Here is a 25,005-nt window from a genome sequence, read left to right on the forward strand (position 1 = left end):
CTTGTTCACTTGAGAAAAAAGTTTTTCTCGTAAAATTTAAGATAAAAAATGCGAAAAATATGTATCAATGTTTTTTTTGCAACACAGAAAAAAAGAAACCATCTGTTTTTGTTGTTGCTGGTGATAAAGTAAGTCCATAATTTGAAAAAATCGGTTGCACAGGCGAAAAACTAAAATGTTTCTGCCAAAGTGCACGCATATTTATGGGACAAAAATTGGAATGTTGTTGAAGAAAATAGGAAATTTGTTCCTCATTTTCATCCACAAAAAGAGAGCATGTAATATAGACTAAACGCCCATTTGATTTAAGATAATCTATAGCTTCATTCAAAATAGCCTTCTGTTCTGTTTGGCGTTGTCTTACCTGTTCTAACGTCAAACGCCACTTCGTATCTGGCCGCCGCCGCCATGTGCCTGTACCACTACATGGTGCGTCTAATAAAACGATATCCATCTGACCTATTAACGGCTTTAATTCTGCTCCATGCCATCGTGGCGCTACATTACGAACACCAGCGCGTCGAAGACGATCAAAAAGAGGAGCCAAACGCGCTTTATCTGAATCATGAGCATAAATTTGCCCCTGATTCTTCATACTGGCCGCTAAAGCCAACGTTTTTCCACCAGCACCAGCACAATAATCCAAGACCTGCATATCTACTTTTGCTTCAACAAGATCAGCAACAATCTGAGACCCCAAATCCTGTATTTCAAAATATCCCTTTTGAAAAGCAAAATCCCTCTGAAGATTGGGATGACGCTCAAACTTTTCAAGCGGTGCAATTCTTAAAGCTTGCTGAACCCATGACACCGGTCGAGCTTTGATTTTTACAAGTTCTTTAAGTACCTTCTCTGGTGTTGCCTTCAAGCTATTCACACGTAAATCTAAAGAAGGGCGTGTTGCTAATGCAGCAGCCTCAATGACCCAATTATCAGCAAATAAAGGCATAAGATGCGTTTGACACCATTGGGGAATATCACCACGAATATAATCTGGTGCATCAATTAATTGCTGCTTTTGCCATGATTGACGCTGCCTAGCTCCTAATGGCTGTGGAGCAAATCGATCTCCTTCTAATTCACCATCAATTTGTGCAATTGTCATTTTTCCAGTATCTAATAAGGTCCCGAAAACAATATCCCGCACATCATCACTCTCCATACGCCATTGTAAAGAATAACGCTTTCTCAAAACATCATAAACAATTGTACCAATTGCTGCACGATCACTTGCTCCCGCAAAGCGATGAGAAAGCCCCCAAGATTTTAAAACTTCACCTGCAGAGCAATGCTGCGTTTCTATCTCTTGTAGAATATCTATCGCTGCACGTAAACGCCCACCTAAGCGCATTTATTTCTCCCATTGAAGTTTTACAAAACTTTAAACAATATAAGCAAAAACAAAATTATCTTTCTCAAGACCAATGATTTTTTCAAAATCATGCAAAATCTCCATTGGAAGTTGAATGATTCTGATCTCATTTTTTATAGCATTTCAAAGTCATTCTTTCATGGTCTCTCCAATCGCATTCCTATTATTCCAAAATACATATGCCTTATTTGATACTACAAAACAGCTTGTATCCTTAAAGTCCTCTCCCAATATGTATCCGTAAAAATCATCACCCTCTTATTCTTTGGTAAATTAAGTTTTCATAGCTCTCTATAAACGGCAAGTGCTAACAAATATTTCATATCTTGAAAACGTTCTCTTTCTAAAAAGATCAACAATACTTCTTCTAAGGCTAGTACACCCATCTTATTCTCGACAAAATATTAACTTTTTAGAAAACGCTTGGAACCACTATTTGGCATGACCGTTTTGACTGTACTGGCACCTTAAGCCAGGTCATTTAAAAGGAGAAAATAATGAACACTTATAATAATGGGAAAACAGCTTCATCTAAAAGCCGTAACAATACATCACCCTCAAACAATGGAAAGAAATCCATCCAAAGTGATCAAGCTAACACTCGCCAACGCGCGTCAAAGGCGGGGCGGAAGACTACAAAAAGCTAATTCCCTTCATTTCATATAACCTAGGAGAAGAATTGGAATATAAACCTCCAATTCTTTCTCTTCTAGAATTATGAAACAAAATTATAAAGAAAAAAGAAGTCTTTCTTCATTTTTTCAAAAGATTTTATACCATGCCCAATAGCTTTAAGCTTTTATGCATCAAACAGGGCCTCGGTAGTTTGGACTCTCTCGTGTGATAGCAACATCATGTGTATGGCTTTCATGAAGCCCAGCATTGGTAATACGTACAAATGTTGCTTTCTCACGAAACTCTGTTAAATCTTTTGCTCCAACATATCCCATCGAAGCCCGCAATCCACCAGCAAGCTGATGTAGAACCGATGCTATGGGGCCTTTATAAGCCACTTGCCCCTCCACACCTTCAGGGACCAATTTAAGCTCATCACGCACTTCATCCTGAAAATAGCGATCTGCTGATCCTCTCGCCATAGCCCCCACCGATCCCATGCCGCGATAGGCTTTAAAAGACCGCCCTTTGTAAAGATATACTTCACCCGGACTTTCATCTGTACCTGCTAAAAGAGAACCAATCATAGCAGCACAAGCCCCACCTGCTAAAGCTTTAGCAAAATCACCCGAAGCTTTGATCCCGCCATCAGCAATGACCGGAATACCCGCTTTTTCAGCAACTTCCGCTGCATTCATAATAGCTGCAAGTTGAGGTACACCAACACCTGCAACAATTCGTGTTGTACAGATAGAACCAGGACCAATACCAACCTTTACCCCATCTGCACCACTATCAATTAACGCCTGTGTCGCTTGAGCAGTCGCTACATTACCAGCAATAACAGCTGGAGAAAACGCCATTTTCTTAATTCGTTCAACGGTTTCTAGCACACGTTGAGAATGTCCATGTGCTGTATCAATCACCAGCACATCAACACCTGCGTCAATGAGTCGCTCAGCCCGCTCCATCCCATCATTCCCCACACTACTAGCAGCTGCAACGCGCAAACGACCTTGGGAATCCTTGGCAGCATTAGGATTCAATTGTGCTTTTTCAATATCTTTCACTGTTATCAAGCCAACACAGCGATTTTGTTCATCTACAACCAATAATTTTTCAATACGGTGATGATGTAAAAGATACTTTGCTTCATTGAGTTGAACATTTTCACGCACGGTAATTAGATTTTCATGCGTCATTAATTCATAAATTTTTTGTTTTGGATCCGATGCGAAACGCACATCCCTATTTGTCAAAATGCCAACAAGCCGTCCAGCAGTCTCATCTTGAGCACCAATTTCAACAACTGGAATACCTGAAATACCATGACAGTGCATCAAAGCTTTTGCTTCTTCAAGTGTTGCATTTGGTCCAATTGTTACTGGATTAACAACCATACCAGATTCAAATTTTTTAACTTGGCGAACTTCTTCAGCTTGCTCTACAGGAGACATATTACGGTGAATAACACCAAGACCACCAGCTTGAGCCATAGCAATTGCCAAACGCGATTCTGTCACGGTATCCATCGCAGCAGAAAGCAATGGCAAATTTAGGTTAATATCAGCTGCAATACGCGTTCTCAGATCTACTTGGCTAGGCATAACAAGAGAATGTCCAGGCTGTAAAAGCACATCATCAAAAGTCAATGCCAATGCGCCTGTCCCTGTTTCAACAATCTTTGCCATAGCCAAATTCCTTTTATAACAAAATACCGCATGGTGTTGTAAAAACAACTGCGGTTTTCATAGTTGCGGATTGGCGAAGAATTATGCCATGCTACAAAAAAAATGAAAAGAAAAATAAAAATAATTTTTCAATTATAGTTTAAAAATCTACAATTGTGATTCAATAGGTAACCAACTTATTATTTTGGCAAATGTACGACGCCAAAAACTGCTTTCTGGCTCATAATCAATGCTATGCTGTTTTTCGTTTTCAACAAAATCCCAATAAATACGGTTATTATCACCAAGACGAAGATGATAACTCATTTCACCCGTCGTTTCTTCAGAAAAAAGTAAATCTAACCGCGCTGTAATCGGTGCACATTCAAAAAGAATGCCCATCTCCGTATTTAATGCTGCTGATCTCGGATCAAAGTTTAAAGATCCAATAAAAGCAGTTTTACGATCAGCTAAAAAAGCTTTGGTATGCAAACTTGCCCTACTTGATCGAAAGAGCCGCAATCCATAAGTGTTTCCATCCGGTTTTAACTCATAAAGTTTAACACCACTTTTTAATAAGGCTTTACGATACGGTACATAACCACCATGAACCAATGCCACATCAGTCGCGGCTAAGGAATTCGTAAGAATTTTGACATCAACTCCCTTTGAAACCAAATTGCTAAAATTCTGTGTACCTACCTTACCAGGAACAAAATAAGGTGATGTAATCTGAACTGTTTCTTTGGCATCCCTAATAACCTGTGAGAGTACCTTCATGAGCCAATTGCCTGCTTTTTTACGCAATGCTTTTTCTGGAGGATCAGAAAGCACTACAACTTTGTCTGCTAAAAATAATCGCTTGCCTGTCTGAATAAAACAGTCAAAATTAATATGCTCCTTGACATAATCTAAATAAATTTTTGCAATCTTGGAATCACGGAAATTACGTAATTTATCCTTCCAATAGCCAAGGTCACTTGCACTTTTAGGAGCAACCAAAGTATGAATCGGTAAGACTACAGCACTATTCCAAAAGTCATCAAAAATGGTTTCCACCTTTTTAACCGAGGGACCGATAAGCATCAGATCTAAATCTCGAAAATGTGATTCTTCACCAGCATCAAAATAAGAATCTGCAAGATTGCGTCCTCCAACAAAAGCGACTCGGCCATCCACAATAAAAGCTTTATTATGCATTCTGCGCGTGACAGTAATTGCCCGTAATATAATCTCTAAACCACGACGGAGACCACCTTTACGTGATCGCCCTGGATTAAACATTCTTACTTCAATCTGAGGATGCTTATCCAGCGCGATATAAGCTGGATCACGTGCTTGAGCATTAATATCATCTAAAAGAAGGCGCACCCGAACACCACGATCAGCCGCCTCTACTATTTCACTTAACAACAAGCGCCCTGTTAAATCATCATCCCAAATATAATACATCAGATCAAGGCTACGCCCAGCCTGTGCTGCCCCTATTGCACGAACACAAAAAGCATCCAAATTGCTAACGATGAGTGAAAGAGCGTCTTTATCAACTCCTAACCCATCCGTTTCTTCTGCTAATTGACTCACTATACGGTCGAACTTGGTCTCATCTTTCTTAACAGCCAATGCATAAGAACATTCCCCTCTAGCGTTTTTAACAAAACGCCCATATGTGTAAATCGCCAATAGAGACGCAACCAAAAAAAATAGGATAAAACCAATAACAATCTGTAACAGAGTCAAAGAGGATCAACTTTCCATTTTTAAGCCATCGCACCGCCATCGATACGAACACAATATTAAAATCAATAATCCTATTTTAATCACACCACAGACAGTATGCCATCTCTTGCTTAAAAGAATATAAACTCAATATAAATGATTATAGAATTTTATTTTTAGTGCTAAAAAGCGTAAGCTCTCTCTTTTAGCTTAAATGTAAACTTAGCTAAAGTTGTAGAAACTAAATCAATAAAAGAGAGTTGAAAATAATTCCATCAAATAAAACAAACAGTTGATTGCGTTTTTAAAATCATTCCTAATATTCAAGCTTACAATAAATAATATTTCTTTTTAAAGGCAAAAACACTCTACTTTTTCAAGTCATGCTTCTTATGAATAAAACTTTATCGTGGATTTTACTTCCGTTCTTGGCTTTTTTGTACCTTTAATGCCTCTGTTTTTCGATAAAGCGTAGAACGTCCGATATGCAGACGACGAGCAATTTCACTCATATGTCCTTTATAATGTTTAACCGCTTTCTCAATAATATCATGTTCCATCTCTGCAAAAGTGCGTACATGCCCATCAGCATTTAAAAATCGTATTGTTTCTTGATCATAATCTTCTTGAACATCACTCTCAATAATATTTGGAACACTTATGAGCGGATTCCCCATTAATTGGGGGAAATCTCGAACAGTTAACAATGGCCCTTCGCTCAATAAAACCGCTCGAAAGAGAAAATTCTCAAGTTCATCACAGTTACCCGGCCAATCATATTGCATAAGCAATGAAAGAGCTGATCCTGCCAAACCATGGACATGTGATCGCCCTGTTTCCGTAATAATGTGGTCAATCAAACGTTGTGTAAGCTCTGGAAAATCATCCCTCAATTCCCGCAAAGCGGGAACACTAATCGATAATTGAGAAAGCTGTTCAAATAAATTCCGCGCAAAACAATCTTCTTTAACAAGATCTGAAAGCCGTGACGTTGAAATCGCCATGATGCGAAAAGAGGGGGGATTGTTCTTTGTTGCTTTTGCTCTCTCTTGAAGATAATTTGCGAAACGCTTTTGCTGTATGGGTTCAAGTCTATCAACATCACAAAGGCAAAGTGTCCCTTTTTCAAGAGAAGAGACCAATGGTAGAAATTCTTGAAACCACTGGCGATTTTCTTCCTCTGGATCAACGATAGCTGAACATTGAAAGCGAACAAAATCCCCCTCTGATAATAAACCCTCATGATGAATAATGCGGGCTAATGTTTCACGATCAGTTCCGCTTTCACCTTCTATCAAAAGATTCTGTAAAGAAGAAGCCGCTTTCCTAGATTGCTCCAAAACTATCTGCATTGCCCTACTTTTTATACAGAGGTCAGAAAATCGCAATTGATTCTCATTTTTTCGCCGAATGTAATAAACCTCACGCTCTAATGCAGAAATAAGAGAAAGAGTATCCAACGTCACTCTCAACCGTAGTGATGTCACTGGATAAATCCAATAATCAATAGCTCCAGCTGTTAAAGCTTTCTGGAGTAAAGGTTGGTTTTCTTGTTGTGCTATCACAACAATAGGTACAGAAACACCAGCGACTCTAATCATTTTAATCAAATCACCTACACTCAAATCGCTCATGGCAACATCAAGGAGTGCAAGCACAATATTTTTACGTCTGTGTAAAAGATCAATCGTACGGAGACCATTTTCTGCTTCAATAACACGGTGACCAAAACCTCGGAGCATAGCAGAAAGTTCTATACGTCTTCCATAATCTTCACTCGCAACAAGAATGGGACCAACCATAATTTAATAATCTCCTTTGAAACTACTAAATGGCTTAATGCAAAAATTGTTATAAATCATAAAAAATATTTTGCCTCTTGTATCTTATCGACGAATTTTACCAAGCTGCTAATTAAATACAACATTAAGGCATTTTTTTCCATTTTCATTGATTCTCATCAAATTTTTTATATTGACTCAGAGAATAATTTCACAATGTTATAAAGGCTAGAAAGTAATATAATATAAATATAGAGTAAATAAATGAAACATACCTACCGTATTTTATGTCTTACAATTACCGCTTTAGTATTAGGCGCCTGTGGTTTTTCGCAATATTATAGCCCAAATACACCAACTGGAATTGATGGTAAATGGGTTGATGAAAATGGTATTATTTCTTCTTTCCGCGATGGTGTTTTTGAAACACGTGCAGCAGATACAGAAGAAAAACTATCTGAAGGCACATATAATTATGTCAGTGCCCAACATATAGAAATTGAAATACGCTCCATTCTCCGTGGAACAATATCTCGAGTAAGTTGTACGATATCACGTGATGCAACACACCTGCTCTGCACATCACATATGGGAACCCAATTTTCTCTTACGAGAAAATTTTAAATAAAGAAAAGTGATAACTACCTTTAAAACGGTGAGTCCACGCATATCAGGAGGTGATAATTTGTTCTCTTGAGAGAAGTTTTGCTGAAACTAAGTAAAGACACTCCTACAGTCCTTTGCTAGAAAAACTTGTAGATACCATGGAATGCCTAAGACAACCATCTTTTCTAAGAAACATTCATAAAATGTCTGTACAGACCAGCAACATCATTTTATTTACCAGCCCCCAATGTTGTAATAGTCGTTACTTAAGGCAATTCATGAGAGGCATATTTATTCCTTTCTAAATAGTTTTTTCCCACATGGCAACTCCACTTATAACGTGCACACAAGTGATTTTACTTGATTTAATATGAGAGAGGTTATGAGGAGAACTTACAGTCTTTGGATTTATGTTTCAAAGCAAAAAGCCTTGATTTATTACAATAAATCAACTTCTTACTCCAATGAAATCTTGCCTTTTTATTATTGAATTTATTTTATGCTAAAATAAAATTTTATTTCTATGGACTCTCCAAATTACGCAGCGCCAATGCGCAAAAGATCATGAAAATGAACAATTCCTACCGGTTTCTTATTCTCAACCACGAAAAAGGCGCCAATATGGTGATCATTAATAAAAGCTGTTGCAGCACCAACGAGTGTATTTGGCTCGACAATTTTAGGATTTTTCGTCATCACCTCATCAACACTAAATTTTGATAAATTAAAGTGAATGTTACGTGCAAGGTCACCATCAGTCACAATCCCAATTAATTCACCTTCTTGATTCACAACACCAACACAACCAAAATGTTTTTCAACCAAAACATTCATGGCTTCAATCATCATTGTCCCTTGAATAACCAAAGGAATACGATCACCTTCATGCATAATGTCACGCACATATCTCAGGCTTGCGCCAAGAGAACCACCAGGATGATAAATTTTAAAATCCGTTGCAGTAAAGCCACGCATTTCTAAGAGAGCAACAGCTAATGCATCTCCCATTGCCAATTGCATCACTGTTGAAGTGGTAGGCGCAAGCCCATGGGGACAAGCCTCTTCTATCTTTGGCAACAAAAGCACAATATCAGCTTGTCGCCCTAATACAGAATTCTTACCCGATGTCATGGCAATAAGAGGTGTGCGAAAACGCGCAGCATGATTAATAATACCACTTAATTCCAAAGTTTCACCTGACCATGACAAAGCAAGAATAACGTCATCAGATCCAATCATACCAAGATCACCATGATTGGCTTCTGCAGCGTGAACAAAAAAAGCAGGTGTCCCCGTCGAAGCTAAAGTTGCAGCAATTTTTGTCCCTATATGACCACTCTTCCCAAGACCAGTAATCACCACATGTCCACGAGCATTTCTGATTGTTTGGACAGCAGTTTCAAAAGATGAAGAGAGATTTCCAAGTAGAGCTGCTTCAAGAGCTTTAAGCCCTTGCTTTTCACTTGCAAGTGTTTTAAGCGCTGATGAAATGGCGCCTCGCAAAGCCATATGAGAAGCTTGTATTGTCATAATCGAATTTGATAAATGAAATTAAACAAGAGATCTACATCATTTTTCAACTTTAATGATTTCTAGTAAATTTTTTAATGAGAGAGAAACTTGGCTATGCATATCAGCACGTGCTAAAAAAATGCAACGTTGGCTTCAATAAAACCAACTTTAGAACCACAATCAAAGGTACGACCTTCCAACTGAAAACTCAAAAAATCTTGCTCATTTGAAAGCTGCACCATTGCGTCTGTTAATTGAATTTCATTTCCTGCTCCTTGTTCTTGATTGGAGAGAATATTAAAAATTTCTGGTTGCAAAATATAACGCCCATTAATGTACAAATTCGATGGTACTGTTCCTTTTGTTGGTTTTTCTACCATTTTTGTGATTTTAAAACCATTTGCAATCTGCTTGCCTTGTCCAACAATACCATATTTATGCGTTTCTCTAGGATCACACTATTGAACCGCGATAATATTGCCCCCACCGGTTTCCTCATAAAGATTGATTATCTCAGAAAGGCAACCTTTTTTAGCTTGTATAAGCATATCTGGTAACAAACAAAGCAAAAGGCTCCTCCCCAACTAATTCACGCACGCACCAAAGAGCATGCCCGAGCCCCAAAGGCTGCTGTTGCCGCGTAAAAGAAGTTGTACCCGGTGGAGGCTGTAAACCGTGTAAATGTTCAAGCTCTTCTCTTTTGCCAAGTTCGGCAAGAGTTATATATAACTCAACTTGTGCATCAAAATAATCCTCAATAACTGCTTTATTGCGTCCTGTAACAAAAATAAAATGCTCAATACCAGCTTCACGAGCCTCATCTACAACATATTGGATAATAGGCTTATCAACAACTGTTAGCATTTCTTTAGGGATTGTTTTAGTTGCAGGAAGAAAACGTGTACCAAGACCAGCCACGGGAAATACTGCTTTCCGGATTTTACCCACTCTCACCCTCTCGCTCCTCATGAAACATATAACCTACTGATTTCAGTTAATATATTTTTTATAAATAGTAAAAAAGGTATCTTATTTTTTGATTGCTAATATAATGTACAGGAAAGAGATGCAAGAGTACGATAGTTTATTGTGAATATTCCTTCAAAATAAACAATCCATTTCAGCCTTTCTTATTCATTTGATAATATCACCGATAATACCAAATAAAAAAGTGAAGTGCTTGCACATCAAAATATTCGAATATTGAGGGGAATTTGAAATGAAAAAAACAGAAACTAAAACTTTCTCCTTTCTTAAAAAATCGATAAATCAGAAAACTCTTATCATAGGTTTAGCCGCTCTTCTTTCTGCTTTTTTAATGTTTTTTACATCATTTTTACAGGCAGATAGTGGTTTTAAACATTGGATTAAAGAATTTAAAAAAACAGCTCTCGCTCACAATATTTCACCTTCTACGTTTGACATGGCTTTTAAAACCGTCAAGGCAATTGATCCAGAAGTTTTAGAAAAAGCTGAATACCAGCCAGAATTTATCGATCATCCATGGAACTATTTTGATAATCGTGTTCACGATATTGCAATTTCGGAAGGACAACACCAAGCAAAAAAATGGAAAAACTGGCTTCTTCAAATTGAAAAACGTTTTGCTGTAGACCATAATATCCTCTTAGCTATTTGGTCAATGGAAAGCAATTATGGAAAAATTTTAGCAAATAAAGGTGTGATGCGTGATACCATTCGCTCACTTGCAACCCTAGCCTATGCTGATCAAAAACGTGCAAAATACGCATACACACAACTCATTGCTGCCATGAAAATTCTCCAACTTGGAGAAATTACACGCGCACAACTTATTGGATCTTGGGCTGGTGCAATGGGACATACGCAATTTATTCCCAGCAGTTATCTCACTTATGCCATTGACATGGATGGGGATGGACGGTGTGATATTTGGACCTCTGTTCCAGATGCTCTTGCAACTGCTGCTAATCTTCTCCACATGAATGGTTGGAAACCTAACCTCCTTTGGGGAGTAGAAGTTAAATTGCCAAAAGAAAAAAATCTCCCTGAGGATTGGCATTCCTTTGAAGAATGGGCAAAGCTAGGTGTAAAACAGGCAAATGGACAGCCTTTGCCTTCATCATCTGAACAAGCAATATTGAAATATCCAGATGGACCTCAAGGACCTATATTCTTAGTCACAAAAAATTTCTTTGTTCTTAAACGATACAATAATGCAGATCGCTATGCTCTTGCTGTTGCCCTTCTCGCAAACCGTATTGCTGGACATCCTAAATTGGTTCAAGATTGGCAACGCCCCTTTCCGTCCCTTACTTTCCATGAGCGTAAAGAACTGCAATCTCGCTTAAAGGCACTTGGCTATTATAAAGGAGAAGTTGATGGCAAAATCGGTAAAGTCTCTCGAAAAGCACTTAAAGCTTTTCAGCTCCGCTATGGTTTAGAGGCAAATGGATATCCAAGCCCTGCAGTTCTTTCTGTTCTGCGAAAACAATAATCTGGAGTAAAGTGTTTGTCTTATTTCCGCTCAATACACTTCATCTTCCTGTTTTTTTCTCTCTTGGCTGTAAGCGTTATACAACCTTCTTCAAGCAAAGCGACGAACTTTTTTAAATGGTTGTTAGAACATAACAAACAAGAAAAAATACAACAAAAACCGCAAATTATAGAACAAAAAATATACCAACCAAAGAAAAAAGCTGTCATACAAAAACCCGTACAAACATCGAAAAATACAAACGCAAAACGTATTCTTGTCCTAGGAGATTTTGTAGCTTCTACTGTTGCCAATGAACTCAAAAAACTTTTTACTGGTGATACCGATATTATCATCATAAACAATGCAGTACCATCTTCTGGCTTAGTCCGGACTGAGCACACTTCTTGGAAAAATAGTATTCCTAAACTCATCGATAAAAATAAACCTGATGCCATTGTTATGATAATAGGCGCAAATGATAACCAACCAATCGCAAACTCTCATGGCGTATTCAGTCCTCTCCAACCAGAATGGATGAATATCTATAGACAAAGAATTATTGAAATTACTGAAAGCCTGCATAACTCTGGAAAACCGTGGATATGGATAGGACAACCTGCTTTTAGAAATGATAATTTAACACAAAAAATGCAAACCCTTAATGAGCTTTATAAAAATGCAACAGAAGCCGCAGGAGGATATTTTGTTAATATTTGGGATGGTTTTATTAATGCACAAGGTCAATTTTCTTTTTCAGGTTATGATATCAATGGGAAAATAACCAGACTTCGCACCAACGATGGCATTCATTTTACTTTTGAAGGAAAGCGAAAACTTGTCTCTTATTTAAGAAAACCATTAGAAACTATTTTAAATCTTTCTGTCCGTTCTCATGAAGACACACACCTTACCAACGCAAATACTCTACAACCTGTACAAGACTTACACAATATTGAACGCCAACCCGCAATGAGCCTCGATGACATCGCACAACAAAATACCGGCTTACTCAACAAAATAGATCAAAGCTTCATTAAAAAATTATGGATTCCGCTCAATGGTTATCAAAAAGACCGAGCTGATAATTTTTCTTTTCCCTGATGTCTTTTCAAACACAGAGTCTTCATTTGTTTCATAAATTAAAAACTCATAAAAAGCCTTTGTTCATAAGTCGTGATAAGGTGGAAATTGCATAAATCTCAACCGCAGAAAAAACTATAACAACGGTATGGCGCACACCATACCATTGTCCCTTAATTACAGTCCACGCTTTTTCATCATTGCTTCTGGTGAAGGCAAACGCCCACGAAAAGCTTTATAAAGCTCTTCTGGATCGCGGCTGCCTCCAGCGGAATAAATAAAACATTTTAAACGATTAGCAAGCTCTGAATTAAAAACATCGCCTATTTCTTCAAAAGCCTGAAAAGCATCAGCATCAAGTACTTCTGACCACATATACGAATAGTAACCAGCAGCATAACCATCTCCTGAAAATATATGTGCAAAATGTGGAGGACGATGCCGCATGATAATGGTGTTGGGCATTTGCAACTTTTCTAATTCTTGGTGCTCAAAAAGTGCTGAATCCGTTATCGTTTCTCCCTGATGAAAAGCCATATCGACTAGAGCAGACGAGGTGAATTCAACCGCAGAAAAACCAGCATTAAATGTTTGTGACGATATCACTTTATCCATCAATGCTTGTGGCATAGGAAGCCCTGTTTTTGTATGCGTAGCATAAGATTTTAAAACCTCTGGTACAGTTAACCAATGTTCGTAAAGTTGAGAAGGAAGTTCAACGAAATCACGCGAAACCGATGTTCCTGCAACAGAAGGCCATGTTACATCAGAAAGCAAACCGTGTAATGCATGGCCAAATTCATGGAAAAGCGTATGCGCATCATCAAGTGATAAAAGCGCAACCTCCCCTTTTGGTGGCTTAGCAAAATTACAAACATTGTAGATAATAGGCTTCTGTCCACCATTCAATTTATGTTGCGATTGTAAACTACTCATCCACGCACCAGAACGTTTTGAAGGACGTGCAAAATAATCTCCGATAAAATACCCAAGCAAACTTCCATCGGATTTTTTTACTTCCCACAAACGTGCATCAGGATGCCAAAGTGTCACAGTGCTTTTTTCTTCAAATGTAATGCCAAAGAGTTTTTCTGCTACACCAAAAGCCGCCTCAATCATGCGGTCAAGCTGAAAATAATATTTAATTTCAGATCCATCGAAAGAAAATTTTTCAGTGCGAAGCTTTTCAGCGTAATAACGCCAATCCCAAGCTTCTAAAGTTTCATTGTTTCCCTGATTGTGTGCAAAATTTTGCAATTCAATCTGCTCACTCAAAGCCTTAGCTCTTGCCTGTTCCCATACAGGTGTAAGCAAATTCATAACCGCATCAACAGTTTTAGCCATGGTATTATCAAGTTTTAAATCTGCAAAGGATTTATATCCTAGCAATTTAGCCTTCTCATCACGAAACGCAACAATCTCTATAATAATCGATCGATTATCATTCTCGTTACCATTTTCACCACGTTTGGACCAAGCTTGAAATGCGACTTCACGTAAATCACGGCGATGAGAAAATTTCAAAAAAGGATCAATAATCGAACGTGCCAATGTTAATGCATAGGCACCCTCATGCCCTCTTTCGCGCGCAATTTCCTTCATTGAAGCAATAAGATCATCAGGCAAACCAGACAAATCTGTTTTTTCTAACAATAAAATCCATTCAGCTTCATCTCTTAAGACATGCTGGCCAAAAGTAGCATTTAAAAAAGCAAGCTTCTCATTAATTTCTACAAGTCGTTTTTTACCGTCTTCATCAAGTTTTGCACCATTACAAACGAACTTTTTCCACCACAATTCAAGTACACGTTCTGTCTCACTATCATACATACCTTGCTGCGACTGTTTATAAAGCAGATCTATTTTCGCAAATATCCGTGCATCCATCATAATTTTTGAAGAATAATGAGAAAGTTTTACAACAAATTCTTGTTCTAACTGCTGAATCAATGGATTACTATGCGCACCTGAACGCAAGAAAAATATTGAACATATACGATCAAGCGCTTTGCCAAAAAGCTCAAAAGGTTGCAAAAAATTTTCAAGCGTTGGTGGTTCTTGCACCATTGCAATGCTCTCGAGCTCTTCTTCCGCTTCTTGAAGAGCTTGTTCAAAGGCGGGTTTAAAATCCTCATCACTTATTAAAGAAAAATCAGGAAGTCCTGAAAATCCTCTCCAGACCAGCACTGCTGCTTTTGTCATAATACTCTCTATCTCCATTATAAATTTAATGTATAATCATTACCTTTACGACACAAATTGATAATATACTAAAACTATTTAGTGAATTTCAAAAATACCTTTCAAACCTCTCTCTTAAGAGTAGAAATAAAAAATATTTTTATCATGAGGAGATAAACAAAAATGAGAAGCTCTATATGTCCGATTAATGAAATTGTTTATAACCTGCAATCTATCCTTGACTTTATTGCAAATATTAACAATTGGAGAAGTGCAATCGGGGAGGACTTTTTTAAATCTTCCATAACTTTTGTTTTATCCTAATTCATAATTTGAATTTATAATTCTCCAATCCTTCGGAAGGTGCTTTATTATGACTGAAATTAAAACGACCTTCGACTTCAAAAATTCTTCTCCTGAAGTTCTCGCAGAAGAATTAAAAAATCACCATTTTGCTGACTCGATTGATATCATCAATGATCTCGATATCATGGAACGTGTAGCTGTTCTTAGTCTTTTACCTCTTGATTATGCCATTGAACTGTTTGATAAACCAGAACTTGAGCAACCAGCCGCTATTCTTGAACTTCTCCCTGTAAATCGTTCCGTTGAAATTCTTGATGGCATGTCTGCTGACGCTGCCGCTGATGTTTTTCAGGAAATGGATGAAAAAACCCGCAAACAGCTTTATGCATTGCTCAAGCCTTTAACACGGGCTGAACTGAAAAAACTTACGAGTTACCCTGATCATACAGCGGGTGCACTTATGACAACAGAGTTTATAGCTGTCCCCGCAAACTGGACCGTAAAAAAAACTTTGAATCACATTCGTGAAGTTGAGCGAACACGGGAAACAGTTTATACAAGCTATGTTATTGACCCCAAAACAGGTACTCTTCTTAAAGCTGTTTCATTGCGTAACCTTATCCTTGCCTCTCCTGATGATCAAATTCTCAACGTCTCTACACATGACACACCCATTACAATATCTCCCTTTACACATCATGAGGATATCGCTCGTCTTTTTCGGCGCCATGATCTTCTCTCTGTACCGGTTATTGATGATAGTCATCATGTCATTGGTATTGTGACAGTCGATGACGTGCTTGATACAATGGTTGATGAAATGAGTGAAGATGCTTATAAATTTGGAGGTATGGAAGCTCTTGATAAGCCTTATATGCAGATCAACTTTCTAGGGATGATGAAAAAACGCGGCGGTTGGCTCGCATTACTTTTTCTTGGTGAAATGCTCACAGCAAGCGCTATGCAATATTTTGAAACAGAACTTGAAAAAGTTATCACTCTCACACTCTTTATTCCTCTTATCATGAGTTCGGGAGGAAATTCTGGTTCGCAAGCAACATCGCTTATTATTCGCGCTTTAGCTTTACGTGAACTCACACTTAAAGATTGGTGGAAAATTATCCTTCGTGAAATTCCAGCAGGAATATCCCTTGGTCTTTTACTCGGAGTTATTGGAATGATGCGTATTGCTCTTTGGCAAGAACTCGGTATTTATAATTATGGTGAATATTGGATTTTTATTGCCATAACAGTAGGGGCAGCTTTAGTTGGAATTGTCACTTTTGGTTCTTTATCCGGCTCCATGCTTCCCTTTATCCTTAAACGTTTTGGATTTGATCCAGCAAGTGCTTCCGCTCCTCTTGTCGCAACTTTAGTCGATGTTATGGGAATCGTGATCTATTTTTCTGTTGCATCCCTTATTCTTTCTGGAACGCTCCTCTAACATGAGAAACAAAAACACATCTCAGGCAACTTAAAATTTCTGCTCTGTAGACATCACTATGCAACATAATGCGTTTTTTAACATAAATAACATTACACATTTTTAAATAAAATTTCTTTAGTATTATCATAGTTCATTATTTAAAATGTTCTTATTATGAATAGGCAAAAAAGAGATTAGCATATCTATAAAAGCAGTTTTAGAAAAAGTTTCATAGTCGTTGAATGCATTGTTTAAGTATGAGAGCAAATACAACGTAAGAAGAGATAAATATCAGCAAACCCCATCACTCTATTTGCCAGATTCCAATATTACACTTACTTTTGCATTCAGAATGGTTCTTGATGAAGCCTCTCTCGTCTTTTCTCAAACGAATTTTATTACACATCAATCTCTCTTGTCACTTGCAAAGAAGTGATTTCTTCTGCTTCATAACAAAAGGGGCATAAATGAGAAACTCTTCTTTGTATTTAGCACTCTCACTTCAATAGTGGAAATGATAACTTTATGATTATAAAATTGATATCATGAAACACGGGATTCATTAAATTTTGATGTTAATTTACAGGCAATCATTAAGAGAGAAATTTTGTTATAAACGAGCAAATTACATTCTTTGTTTTCTTACAAACCTCATATGAAATACTCCCACATTCAAAAAAAATGGGAATTTTTCTCAAGCCAACAGAATATCAAAAGCCTTTTATACAAAGGCGCAAATCCTAAAAAAAGGTCAAAAAAATCAAGAATAACGCTTCAAAAAATGTAATGGAAACAATAATCGTGAAGTTCCTTATTTCTGAGAAACAGTAATTGATTTAATTATTTTCTCCCCCCTTCCAAAATTATAAAAAAACATGTAAAAGATTTTGTAATAGTTAAGGTAAGGAACGCAAAGGCGTTGCTTCAAATGAAATTTCATTAAACGAAAAGAAGAAAATTTATGCAATTGCGCAATATCGCCATCATTGCCCACGTTGATCATGGCAAAACAACACTCGTAGACGAGCTTCTCAAACAATCAGGGAACTTTCGCGATAACCAACGTACCAGTGAGCGTATGATGGATTCAAACGACATTGAAAAAGAACGCGGAATTACAATTCTAGCAAAAGTAACGTCCGTGGTTTGGAAAAATACCCGAATTAACATTGTTGATACACCGGGTCACGCTGACTTTGGTGGAGAAGTTGAACGTATTTTGAACATGGTTGACGGAGCCATTGTGCTTGTTGATGCCGCTGAAGGCCCAATGCCGCAAACCAAATTCGTTGTTGGAAAAGCATTGAAAGTGGGTTTACGTCCCATTGTTGCTATTAATAAAATTGACCGTGCTGATGAACGCGCTGATGAAGTTATCAATGAGGTTTTTGACCTTTTTGCTGTTCTTGATGCAACCGATGAACAACTTGATTTTCCCATTCTCTATGGATCAGGCCGTAACGGATGGATGGCTGAAACCCCTGAAGGGCCAAAAGATCAAGGACTGAGCCCTTTGTTCGATCTTGTAACCCGCCATGTTCCTTCTCCTAGTGTAGCAGAGGGACCATTCCGTATGATTGGAACGATTCTTGAAGCAGATCCATTTCTTGGGCGGATTATTACAGGGCGTATTCATTCGGGTTCTATAAAATCCAATCAAACTATCAAGGTTCTTGGACAGGATGGAAAGCTTTTAGAAACTGGGCGTATTTCGAAAATTTTGGCATTTCGTGGATTGGAGCGGCAACCTATTGAAGAAAGTGTTGCCGGTGATATTGTAGCAATCGCGGGTCTACAAAAAGGCACCGTTGCTGATACTTTCTGTGATCCCACGGTCAATGAACCTCTCACCGCTCAACCAATTGATCCTCCCACTGTTACTATGAGCTTTCTTGTCAATGATAGCCCTCTTGCAGGAACGGAAGGTGATAAAGTAACAAGCCGTGTCATCCGTGATCGTTTGTTCAAAGAAGCAGAAGGCAATGTAGCTCTTAAAATTGAGGAATCGGCTGATAAGGATTCTTTCTATGTTTCAGGACGAGGAGAATTGCAACTTGCAATCCTCATTGAAAATATGCGCCGTGAAGGATTTGAACTGAGTGTTTCTCGTCCACGGGTTGTTATACAAAAAGACGAAAATGGAACAACTCTTGAGCCAATTGAAGAGGTTGTCATTGACGTAGACGAAGAATATTCTGGAACCGTTGTGCAAAAAATGTCTGAACGTAAGGGTGAAATGATTGAATTGCGCCCTTCCGGAGGAAATCGTGTCCGTCTTGTTTTTTATGCACCAACGCGAGGGCTCATTGGCTATCAATCCGAGCTTTTAACCGATACACGTGGTACAGCCATTATGAATCGTCTTTTTCACGCTTATGAACCTTATAAAGGAGACATTAATGGCCGTGTCAATGGCGTGATGATTTCAAATGATAACGGAGAATCTGTCGCTTATGCTCTTTTTAATCTTGAAGACCGTGGACCTATGATAATTGATGCCGGTGTTAAAGTCTATCAAGGTATGATTATTGGCATTCACTCACGTGATAATGACTTAGAAGTCAATGTTTTAAAGGAAAAGAAATTAACCAATATGCGCGCTTCTGGAAAAGATGAAGCCGTGAAATTAACCCCTCCCCTTAAAATGACACTAGAACGAGCTCTAACGTGGATACAAGATGATGAACTGGTAGAAGTCACCCCTAAAAATATTCGTTTACGCAAATTGTATCTGGATCCTAATGAACGCAAACGTTTTGAAAAAACACGTGCCTCAGTCTCTAACTAATTTTGTGACTGTCTCAGTTAAATATGCCATTATACTTGCTTAATTATACTCCGGAAAGGATATTTACATGAATATTAAGGAAATCCCCGTTGGAAAAAATCCACCAGAAGATATCAATGTCATTGTCGAAGTCTCTCTTGGTGGTCAACCAATAAAATACGAGATGGACAAAAAATCAGAAGCGTTATTTGTTGATCGTTTTCTTCATACATCAATGGCTTATCCAGGAAATTATGGCTTTGTCCCCCATACACTTTCAGATGATGGTGATCCTATTGATGTTCTTATCTGTAACACCCGTCCACTTATTCCAGGTTGTGTTATTAATGTTTGCCCCATAGGTGCTCTGATTATGGAAGATGACGGCGGTAAAGATGAAAAAATCATTGCTCTCCCTACTCCAAAACTAACAAAACGCTACATCAATATTCATAACTATACAGATCTTCCCGAAATCACACTAAAGCAAATTGAACATTTCTTTGAGCATTACAAAGATCTCGAGCTTGGAAAATGGGCCAAAATTGAAGGTTGGCGTGATAAAGATTTCGCATGTGAATTGATTAAGCTGGCTATTGAGCGTAATAAAGAAATGTAACTTTTTCAAAGAATAAAGCCTATTTTTTTAGATAGGCTTTTTCTTTTGAAGTCTTATCTTCTACAGGTTGCCATATCTGCTTTAATTCTTCCAAGTGTGTTGAAAAATAAAGCTGCTTGTAACGAGATGCGGCGCCACATTTCAGAGAAATACAAGAAGATGGAATTTTCCATTGCTTCGCTAAAAATTTAATGAGAGCCTTATTTGCCTTTCCATCTTCAGGTACAGCACGAAGGCGTATAGCCAAATACTGCTTTCCATCATCTCTGCACTCAACCCCCATTATTCGATCAACACAAGCCTTTGGAGTGAGATGGACAAATAAAATCAAGCCATGTGTGTCATCTTGATAAAACATCTTCATTCATCTTATGTCGTCTTTCTATAGATACATGCCTGCATAAGCATGCCACATGAAAGTACGAAGAAAATAAATAATTATAAACACTACAATAGGTGAAATATCAATTGTGCCAAGATTTGGCAAAAACTGCCGGATACGGCTTAAAACTGGTTCTGTAAGCTGATGCAGAAATTTCCCTATCAAAACAACAAAGCGATTGCGTGCATTTATGATATTAAATACATAAAGCCAAGAAAAAATGACATTTGCGATTAAAATATCTATATAAATATTGAAAATGAGATCAATTACTTGAAGCAATGCATAAACCATGCTTTATTCCTCTTTCAATCAAAGAAACAGAAGAGCGTAAGAGCCTATCATGAAAATAAATCTGTTTATCGAATAATGGTTTTATACCACAGTGTTCTTTTTTCTATGAATAGAAAACCAAACATCCCTATTCATCATCGCTATATTATAGAGATGATGAACCTTATAAACAAATATGAGAAACAAAAAATATCTTATTAAAATAAAAGCAACAGTGAATAATCTGAAAACTTTCAAAAAAGACTCTGAACATTCTTTATACAATAATTACGTCTTTAACTGTAAGTATGTTATAAAAAAATCAAATTAAAAACGGCCTTTAAAGGCCGTCTTTATTGTATTTTTAAAATTATTTCTGCAAAGCCATCAAACGGTTAAGGGCATTGCTAAAACCATTGAGCTGAACGAACAAATCATTCAAAGGTGGTTCACCTGGAGCAGCAATTGTCATAGCTAACTTCAAATGCTTCCCAGCACGTAAAGCCGCCACATGATTTTTATCAAACACTATAGGAACAACGCAACCTGCTGGTACACAAGTCCGAATACCGGTTTCGATAGCAGCTTTTCCTTCATCGACTTGTAAACGAACAGGCTTAGAAACCAAAATGCCAAAAGGAACTGTTAAATTACCAGATACCACACCATCAGCATTGAGAGTAACATTCATAGCCACAACAACACGGCCCTGATCATTCACCTCTTGACGGTGCATGAAACAAACTTTTTTTCCCTCTTGTATACCACAATTAATAGTCCACAAGCCGTAGGTTTCAGCCAAAGAAGAAGCACCATTTGGCAGTGTAGCCGCTGCATTTTTCGTTTCAGCAGATTTCGGACCTGATGCAAATGCTACAGAAGAAATACTCAAAAGAGTAAAGGCTATAAGTAAATTAAATAACTTTTTCATTTTATATTCCAGTTCTTTACATAAAAGAGAAACACGCTTATTATCTTTAAATAATACACATAATATAAAGCATTCTTAATAAAAAAGAGCTTTCCGTAATTATATAGCCTTTATAATCGTCTAAGGCTACCTCGAAATTCGTCGACGACTTTCCTATAAACATGCTTTTTAAATGAAATAACAATCGAAGGAAGGGTTTCCAAATCAACCCATTTCCACTGGTCAAATTCCGCTTTATTACTATCTGGTGGGGGATTAGTTGCGATTTCAGAGAGATCCCCTGTAAATTGAAAAGCAAACCATTTTTGCATTTGTCCACGATATTTATTGTTTAATGTGCACCCAACAAGTTCTTGTGGAAAATCATAATGAAACCAATCCCTTGCTTCCTTAATCAACTCTACTGATCGGATACCTGTTTCTTCGTAAAGTTCACGACGTGCTGCATTTAATGGCTCTTCATCCTCATCTATCCCTCCTTGAGGAAGCTGCCAACGGTGAGACATCTCAGTATTGGCATGAGCGCACGTCATTAAACGACGCCCTACCCAAACTTTACTTGCATGATTAAATACAACAATCCCAACACCTTTCCTATAAGGAAGGGTTTTTAAGTTAGTGTCTGTATCATTCATTCAATTATCCCCAGCATAAGCTGTACATATTCTTTCTTACTTTAAAATATCTTTATGAGGATCTGGTGGAAATGCTGCATGTGCCATTTCACCCCGTAACAACTTATAAGATTCATGCAATTGCACATCATCCTTAGGGTCCTGCGGAACAAAAGCGGCTGATCCAGAACCTTTATTGTTTTCCCGCTTCCCTTTAATATGTCCTTTTAATGTAGATTCACCAATCTTTACATCATAGCCTTTATATTTTTCAGGGAGTGGTTGCTCTACAATAATATCAGGTGTGATCCCAGTTCCTTGAATTGAAGTGCCAGACGGTGTGTAATAAAGTGCTGTTGTTAAACGTAAAGCACCATTTTCACCTAAGGGGATAATCGTTTGAACAGATCCCTTACCAAAAGATTGTGTCCCTAAAATTGTAGCACGACGATGATCTTGTAAGGCACCTGCAACAATTTCAGAAGCACTTGCCGAACCACCATTAATGAGCACAATAAGAGGTTTTCCATTGATGATATCCCCTGGTTTAGCATCAAATCTCGTCACATCACTCTTTTTACGCCCACGGGTCGATACAATCTCACCTTTATTAAGAAAAGCACTCGAAACACTCACAGCTTGGTCTAAAAGACCACCAGGATTAAGCCGCAAATCCAGAACATATCCCTTCAACTTATCTTGAGGAATTTTCGACTGAACATCTTTAATCGCAGCCTGAAGATTGCCAAAAGTCTGCTCAGAAAACTGAATAATTCTTAAATATCCAATATCATCCTCAACACGATATTTCACCGCCTTTACTTTGATGATATCACGAACAACCTTAATTTCGAGTGGCTTATCAACACCAGAACGAATAATTGTCAACGTAATTGGTGTTCCAGGAGCACCCCGCATTTTACTAACAGCTTCATTCAATGTTAGGCCATTCGTCTGTACACCATCGATTTTTGAAATGAGATCCCCTGCCAAAATACCTGCTTTTGAAGCAGGTGTATCGTCCATTGGAGAAACAACTTTAATTAAGTTCTTCTCCATGGTTACTTCAATACCAAGACCTCCGAATTCTCCCTTTGTAGAATCTCGCATCTCCTTGGCTTCTTGCGCATTCATATACGAAGAATGGGGATCGAGCGATGTCAGCATCCCATTGATAGCATTTTCAATAAGTTTTTTATCATCTGGAACCGTCACATATTGCATACGTACGCGTTCAAAGATATCGCCAAATATGGCTAGATCTTTGTACACATCACCTTCGTTATTGGCAGCAACAGACTGCACCATAATCATTGAACAGGCGCCGAGAAATACCCCAGCGACCAAAAGAATAACTTTACGAATCATTTTGGTTCCTTTTTGTTTTTTCAGTACGCCACCAAGGAGTTGGATTTATAGGCTTCCCCTGTTTTCTAAACTCAATGTAAAGCATTGGAGCAGTTTTGCCTATATCCAATGCAACACTGTTCGCAATAAATTGCTTTCCCATTGTTCCAAGAGGTTCACCAGCAAGAACAAACTGCCCTTGAGCAACATTGATTCTCGACATTCCAATAAGAACGATATGATAACCATTTCCAACATTGAGAATAATTAATTGTCCATAAGAACGAAATGGTCCAGCAAAAGCAACAAAAGCATCAGCAGGTGATATAACAATAGCGGATGCTTCTGTTTCAATCATCTCACCAAAGCGTGTCATCTGCGAACTCTTATCAACATGTTGCACGCGTTTTCCCAAAACAGGCAAAAGTAAAGAGCCTTTTCGGCTTTCAAAATTGGACTGCTCTAATAATTGTAAATTTCTCTTTACCTGTATTGATGTATCAGAACTCAGTTTTGATTGACGATCAAGCTCTAAAATCAATTCCTCCAAAGATTGCGCTTTTTTAGTAAGAATAATGTTTTTTTGTTTCTGCTCTGTAAGTTCTTGTTCTGATTTTTTTTGTAACTGTGCTTTTTTATCTAATAAAAGCTCTAAACGCTTCCGCTGTTCTGCTTGATTTTGCATATTCGTTTTTAATGCTGTGTATTCTATAGCAATTGAATTGGTCAAATTGGTCAACGCCTTCAGAGTTTCTGTTAAAGCCTGTGTTTTTTCTTGCATTTGAGATACAATACCCCCTAATAAAACAGAACTTCGTATAGAAGCTGACACATCCTCGGGCCGCAGCAGAAGAGCAGGAGGTGGATTTAATCCCATGCGTTCTAAAATGGCAAGAGCTTCAGAAAATTCAGCACGCCTATTTTTCAATTTTTTATGAACTTGTACCCGCTGTTCTATCATTTTTTTTAGCTTTTCTTCCCTTTCAGCAATATCATTTGCTGCTGCACGTTCTGCTTTAGCAGCTTTTATGAGTGCATCGCTCAAAGCATGCTGATCTTTCTTTAAACGTTCAACTTGACGCGTAAGAAAAACAACACGCTCACGCGAAAGTGAAATATTTTGGTGAGTTTCTATCAATGCTTTATGTGCTGCTTCTACATTATTTATTGTAACTTCAGCATACGATACAGAAAAGCCCCCCCCCATAATGCTCAAAAATAGCACAACAAATATCACGCATTCCTCATATAAATGTCGCATCTTTCTATGAAGAAGCTTCTTCATTTGTCCAACCATTAAGCATCATCACATACACTAGCGATGCTTTAAATGATGTCCGCTAAAA

General features: G+C 37.9%; 18 protein-coding genes and 1 pseudogene. 6 read left to right on the top strand and 13 right to left on the bottom strand.

Annotation, left to right across the window (positions count from 1 at the left end; translation table 11 throughout):
• Positions 1–64: 64 nt before the first annotated feature.
• From J7R10_RS04025 to J7R10_RS04040, 4 genes are all read right to left on the bottom strand, one after another.
• Entirely contained in the window at positions 65–1,351 is a 1,287-nt protein-coding gene (locus tag J7R10_RS04025) for an RsmB/NOP family class I SAM-dependent RNA methyltransferase (protein ID WP_010704659.1), read from the bottom strand.
• Between the two features lie 827 nt (positions 1,352–2,178).
• Positions 2,179–3,678, bottom strand: a complete 1,500-nt coding sequence (gene guaB, locus J7R10_RS04030) for an IMP dehydrogenase (protein WP_010704658.1) — start codon at positions 3,676–3,678, stop codon at positions 2,179–2,181.
• A gap of 147 nt (positions 3,679–3,825) precedes the next feature.
• Positions 3,826–5,397, bottom strand: coding sequence for a phospholipase D family protein (locus J7R10_RS04035; protein WP_208436382.1), 1,572 nt, complete (start codon positions 5,395–5,397; stop codon positions 3,826–3,828).
• A 395-nt stretch (positions 5,398–5,792) separates the two neighbouring features.
• Positions 5,793–7,178, bottom strand: coding sequence for a sigma-54-dependent transcriptional regulator (locus tag J7R10_RS04040; protein ID WP_010704656.1), 1,386 nt, complete (start codon positions 7,176–7,178; stop codon positions 5,793–5,795).
• 243 nt (positions 7,179–7,421) lie between these two features.
• Here J7R10_RS04040 and omp10 point away from each other — a divergent pair, with 243 nt between their 5' ends.
• Complete coding sequence (gene omp10, locus J7R10_RS04045; RefSeq protein WP_010704655.1) at positions 7,422–7,781, top strand: outer membrane lipoprotein Omp10; 360 nt, start codon at positions 7,422–7,424, stop codon at positions 7,779–7,781.
• A gap of 519 nt (positions 7,782–8,300) precedes the next feature.
• Here the strand turns inward: omp10 and J7R10_RS04050 are convergent.
• Positions 8,301–9,293, bottom strand: a complete 993-nt coding sequence (locus J7R10_RS04050; protein WP_010704654.1) for a KpsF/GutQ family sugar-phosphate isomerase — start codon at positions 9,291–9,293, stop codon at positions 8,301–8,303.
• Between the two features lie 39 nt (positions 9,294–9,332).
• Positions 9,333–10,223, bottom strand: a pseudogene (locus J7R10_RS04055) (UTP--glucose-1-phosphate uridylyltransferase).
• Positions 10,224–10,494: 271 nt separating this feature from the next.
• On the opposite strand from J7R10_RS04055, the gene J7R10_RS04060 reads away from it, so the two are divergent.
• Positions 10,495–11,751, top strand: coding sequence for a lytic murein transglycosylase (locus J7R10_RS04060; protein WP_010704653.1), 1,257 nt, complete (start codon positions 10,495–10,497; stop codon positions 11,749–11,751).
• 15 nt (positions 11,752–11,766) lie between these two features.
• Positions 11,767–12,834, top strand: coding sequence for an SGNH/GDSL hydrolase family protein (locus J7R10_RS04065; RefSeq protein ID WP_010704652.1), 1,068 nt, complete (start codon positions 11,767–11,769; stop codon positions 12,832–12,834).
• Between the two features lie 156 nt (positions 12,835–12,990).
• Here the strand turns inward: J7R10_RS04065 and J7R10_RS04070 are convergent, their stop codons facing one another.
• A complete protein-coding gene (locus J7R10_RS04070) occupies positions 12,991–15,015 on the bottom strand; it encodes a M3 family metallopeptidase (protein ID WP_010704651.1) in 2,025 nt (674 codons plus the stop codon).
• 352 nt (positions 15,016–15,367) lie between these two features.
• Here J7R10_RS04070 and mgtE point away from each other — a divergent pair, with 352 nt between their 5' ends.
• From mgtE to ppa, 3 genes are all read left to right on the top strand, one after another.
• A complete protein-coding gene (gene mgtE, locus J7R10_RS04075; RefSeq protein WP_010704650.1) occupies positions 15,368–16,744 on the top strand; it encodes a magnesium transporter in 1,377 nt (458 codons plus the stop codon).
• Positions 16,745–17,687: 943 nt separating this feature from the next.
• Complete coding sequence (typA, locus tag J7R10_RS04080; RefSeq protein WP_010704649.1) at positions 17,688–19,514, top strand: translational GTPase TypA; 1,827 nt, start codon at positions 17,688–17,690, stop codon at positions 19,512–19,514.
• A gap of 67 nt (positions 19,515–19,581) precedes the next feature.
• The gene (gene ppa / locus J7R10_RS04085) at positions 19,582–20,112 is read left to right on the top strand and encodes an inorganic diphosphatase (RefSeq protein ID WP_010704648.1); all 531 of its coding nucleotides are present in this window, start codon (positions 19,582–19,584) and stop codon (positions 20,110–20,112) included.
• A 19-nt stretch (positions 20,113–20,131) separates the two neighbouring features.
• On the opposite strand, the gene J7R10_RS04090 is transcribed toward ppa, so the two are convergent.
• The 6 genes from J7R10_RS04090 to J7R10_RS04115 all read right to left on the bottom strand — a co-directional run bounded on the left by J7R10_RS04090 (position 20,132) and on the right by J7R10_RS04115 (position 24,956).
• Positions 20,132–20,470 (bottom strand): DUF167 domain-containing protein, encoded by a 339-nt coding sequence (locus J7R10_RS04090; RefSeq protein WP_026501314.1) that lies wholly within the window; start codon positions 20,468–20,470, stop codon positions 20,132–20,134.
• Positions 20,471–20,494: 24 nt separating this feature from the next.
• Positions 20,495–20,788 (bottom strand): YggT family protein, encoded by a 294-nt coding sequence (locus J7R10_RS04095; RefSeq protein WP_010704646.1) that lies wholly within the window; start codon positions 20,786–20,788, stop codon positions 20,495–20,497.
• A 349-nt stretch (positions 20,789–21,137) separates the two neighbouring features.
• Complete coding sequence (locus J7R10_RS04100) at positions 21,138–21,698, bottom strand: invasion associated locus B family protein (protein WP_010704645.1); 561 nt, start codon at positions 21,696–21,698, stop codon at positions 21,138–21,140.
• 110 nt (positions 21,699–21,808) lie between these two features.
• Positions 21,809–22,333, bottom strand: coding sequence for an RNA pyrophosphohydrolase (locus tag J7R10_RS04105; protein WP_010704644.1), 525 nt, complete (start codon positions 22,331–22,333; stop codon positions 21,809–21,811).
• A gap of 36 nt (positions 22,334–22,369) precedes the next feature.
• Positions 22,370–23,680 (bottom strand): S41 family peptidase, encoded by a 1,311-nt coding sequence (locus J7R10_RS04110; protein ID WP_010704643.1) that lies wholly within the window; start codon positions 23,678–23,680, stop codon positions 22,370–22,372.
• Entirely contained in the window at positions 23,670–24,956 is a 1,287-nt protein-coding gene (locus tag J7R10_RS04115) for a murein hydrolase activator EnvC family protein (RefSeq protein WP_010704642.1), read from the bottom strand. The genes J7R10_RS04110 and J7R10_RS04115 overlap by 11 nt, the downstream gene beginning before the upstream one ends.
• Positions 24,957–25,005 lie beyond the last annotated feature (49 nt).

Origin of the sequence: Bartonella vinsonii subsp. berkhoffii ATCC 51672 (assembly GCF_902825225.1) — a bacterium.
Taxonomy (GTDB): domain Bacteria; phylum Pseudomonadota; class Alphaproteobacteria; order Rhizobiales; family Rhizobiaceae; genus Bartonella; species Bartonella berkhoffii.

Excerpts from the sequence above, each read along its gene's own strand:
- J7R10_RS04025 (WP_010704659.1), bottom strand. The coding sequence starts at position 1,351 with ATGCGCTTAGGTGGGCGTTTACGTGCAGCGATAGATATTCTACAAGAG.
- guaB (WP_010704658.1), bottom strand. The coding sequence starts at position 3,678 with ATGGCAAAGATTGTTGAAACAGGGACAGGCGCATTGGCATTGACTTTT.
- J7R10_RS04040 (WP_010704656.1), bottom strand. The coding sequence starts at position 7,178 with ATGGTTGGTCCCATTCTTGTTGCGAGTGAAGATTATGGAAGACGTATA.
- omp10 (WP_010704655.1), top strand. The coding sequence starts at position 7,422 with ATGAAACATACCTACCGTATTTTATGTCTTACAATTACCGCTTTAGTA.
- J7R10_RS04050 (WP_010704654.1), bottom strand. The coding sequence starts at position 9,293 with ATGACAATACAAGCTTCTCATATGGCTTTGCGAGGCGCCATTTCATCA.
- J7R10_RS04060 (WP_010704653.1), top strand. The coding sequence starts at position 10,495 with ATGAAAAAAACAGAAACTAAAACTTTCTCCTTTCTTAAAAAATCGATA.
- J7R10_RS04070 (WP_010704651.1), bottom strand. The coding sequence starts at position 15,015 with ATGACAAAAGCAGCAGTGCTGGTCTGGAGAGGATTTTCAGGACTTCCT.
- mgtE (WP_010704650.1), top strand. The coding sequence starts at position 15,368 with ATGACTGAAATTAAAACGACCTTCGACTTCAAAAATTCTTCTCCTGAA.
- typA (WP_010704649.1), top strand. The coding sequence starts at position 17,688 with ATGCAATTGCGCAATATCGCCATCATTGCCCACGTTGATCATGGCAAA.
- ppa (WP_010704648.1), top strand. The coding sequence starts at position 19,582 with ATGAATATTAAGGAAATCCCCGTTGGAAAAAATCCACCAGAAGATATC.
- J7R10_RS04090 (WP_026501314.1), bottom strand. The coding sequence starts at position 20,470 with ATGTTTTATCAAGATGACACACATGGCTTGATTTTATTTGTCCATCTC.
- J7R10_RS04095 (WP_010704646.1), bottom strand. The coding sequence starts at position 20,788 with ATGGTTTATGCATTGCTTCAAGTAATTGATCTCATTTTCAATATTTAT.
- J7R10_RS04100 (WP_010704645.1), bottom strand. The coding sequence starts at position 21,698 with ATGAAAAAGTTATTTAATTTACTTATAGCCTTTACTCTTTTGAGTATT.
- J7R10_RS04105 (WP_010704644.1), bottom strand. The coding sequence starts at position 22,333 with ATGAATGATACAGACACTAACTTAAAAACCCTTCCTTATAGGAAAGGT.
- J7R10_RS04110 (WP_010704643.1), bottom strand. The coding sequence starts at position 23,680 with ATGATTCGTAAAGTTATTCTTTTGGTCGCTGGGGTATTTCTCGGCGCC.
- J7R10_RS04115 (WP_010704642.1), bottom strand. The coding sequence starts at position 24,956 with ATGGTTGGACAAATGAAGAAGCTTCTTCATAGAAAGATGCGACATTTA.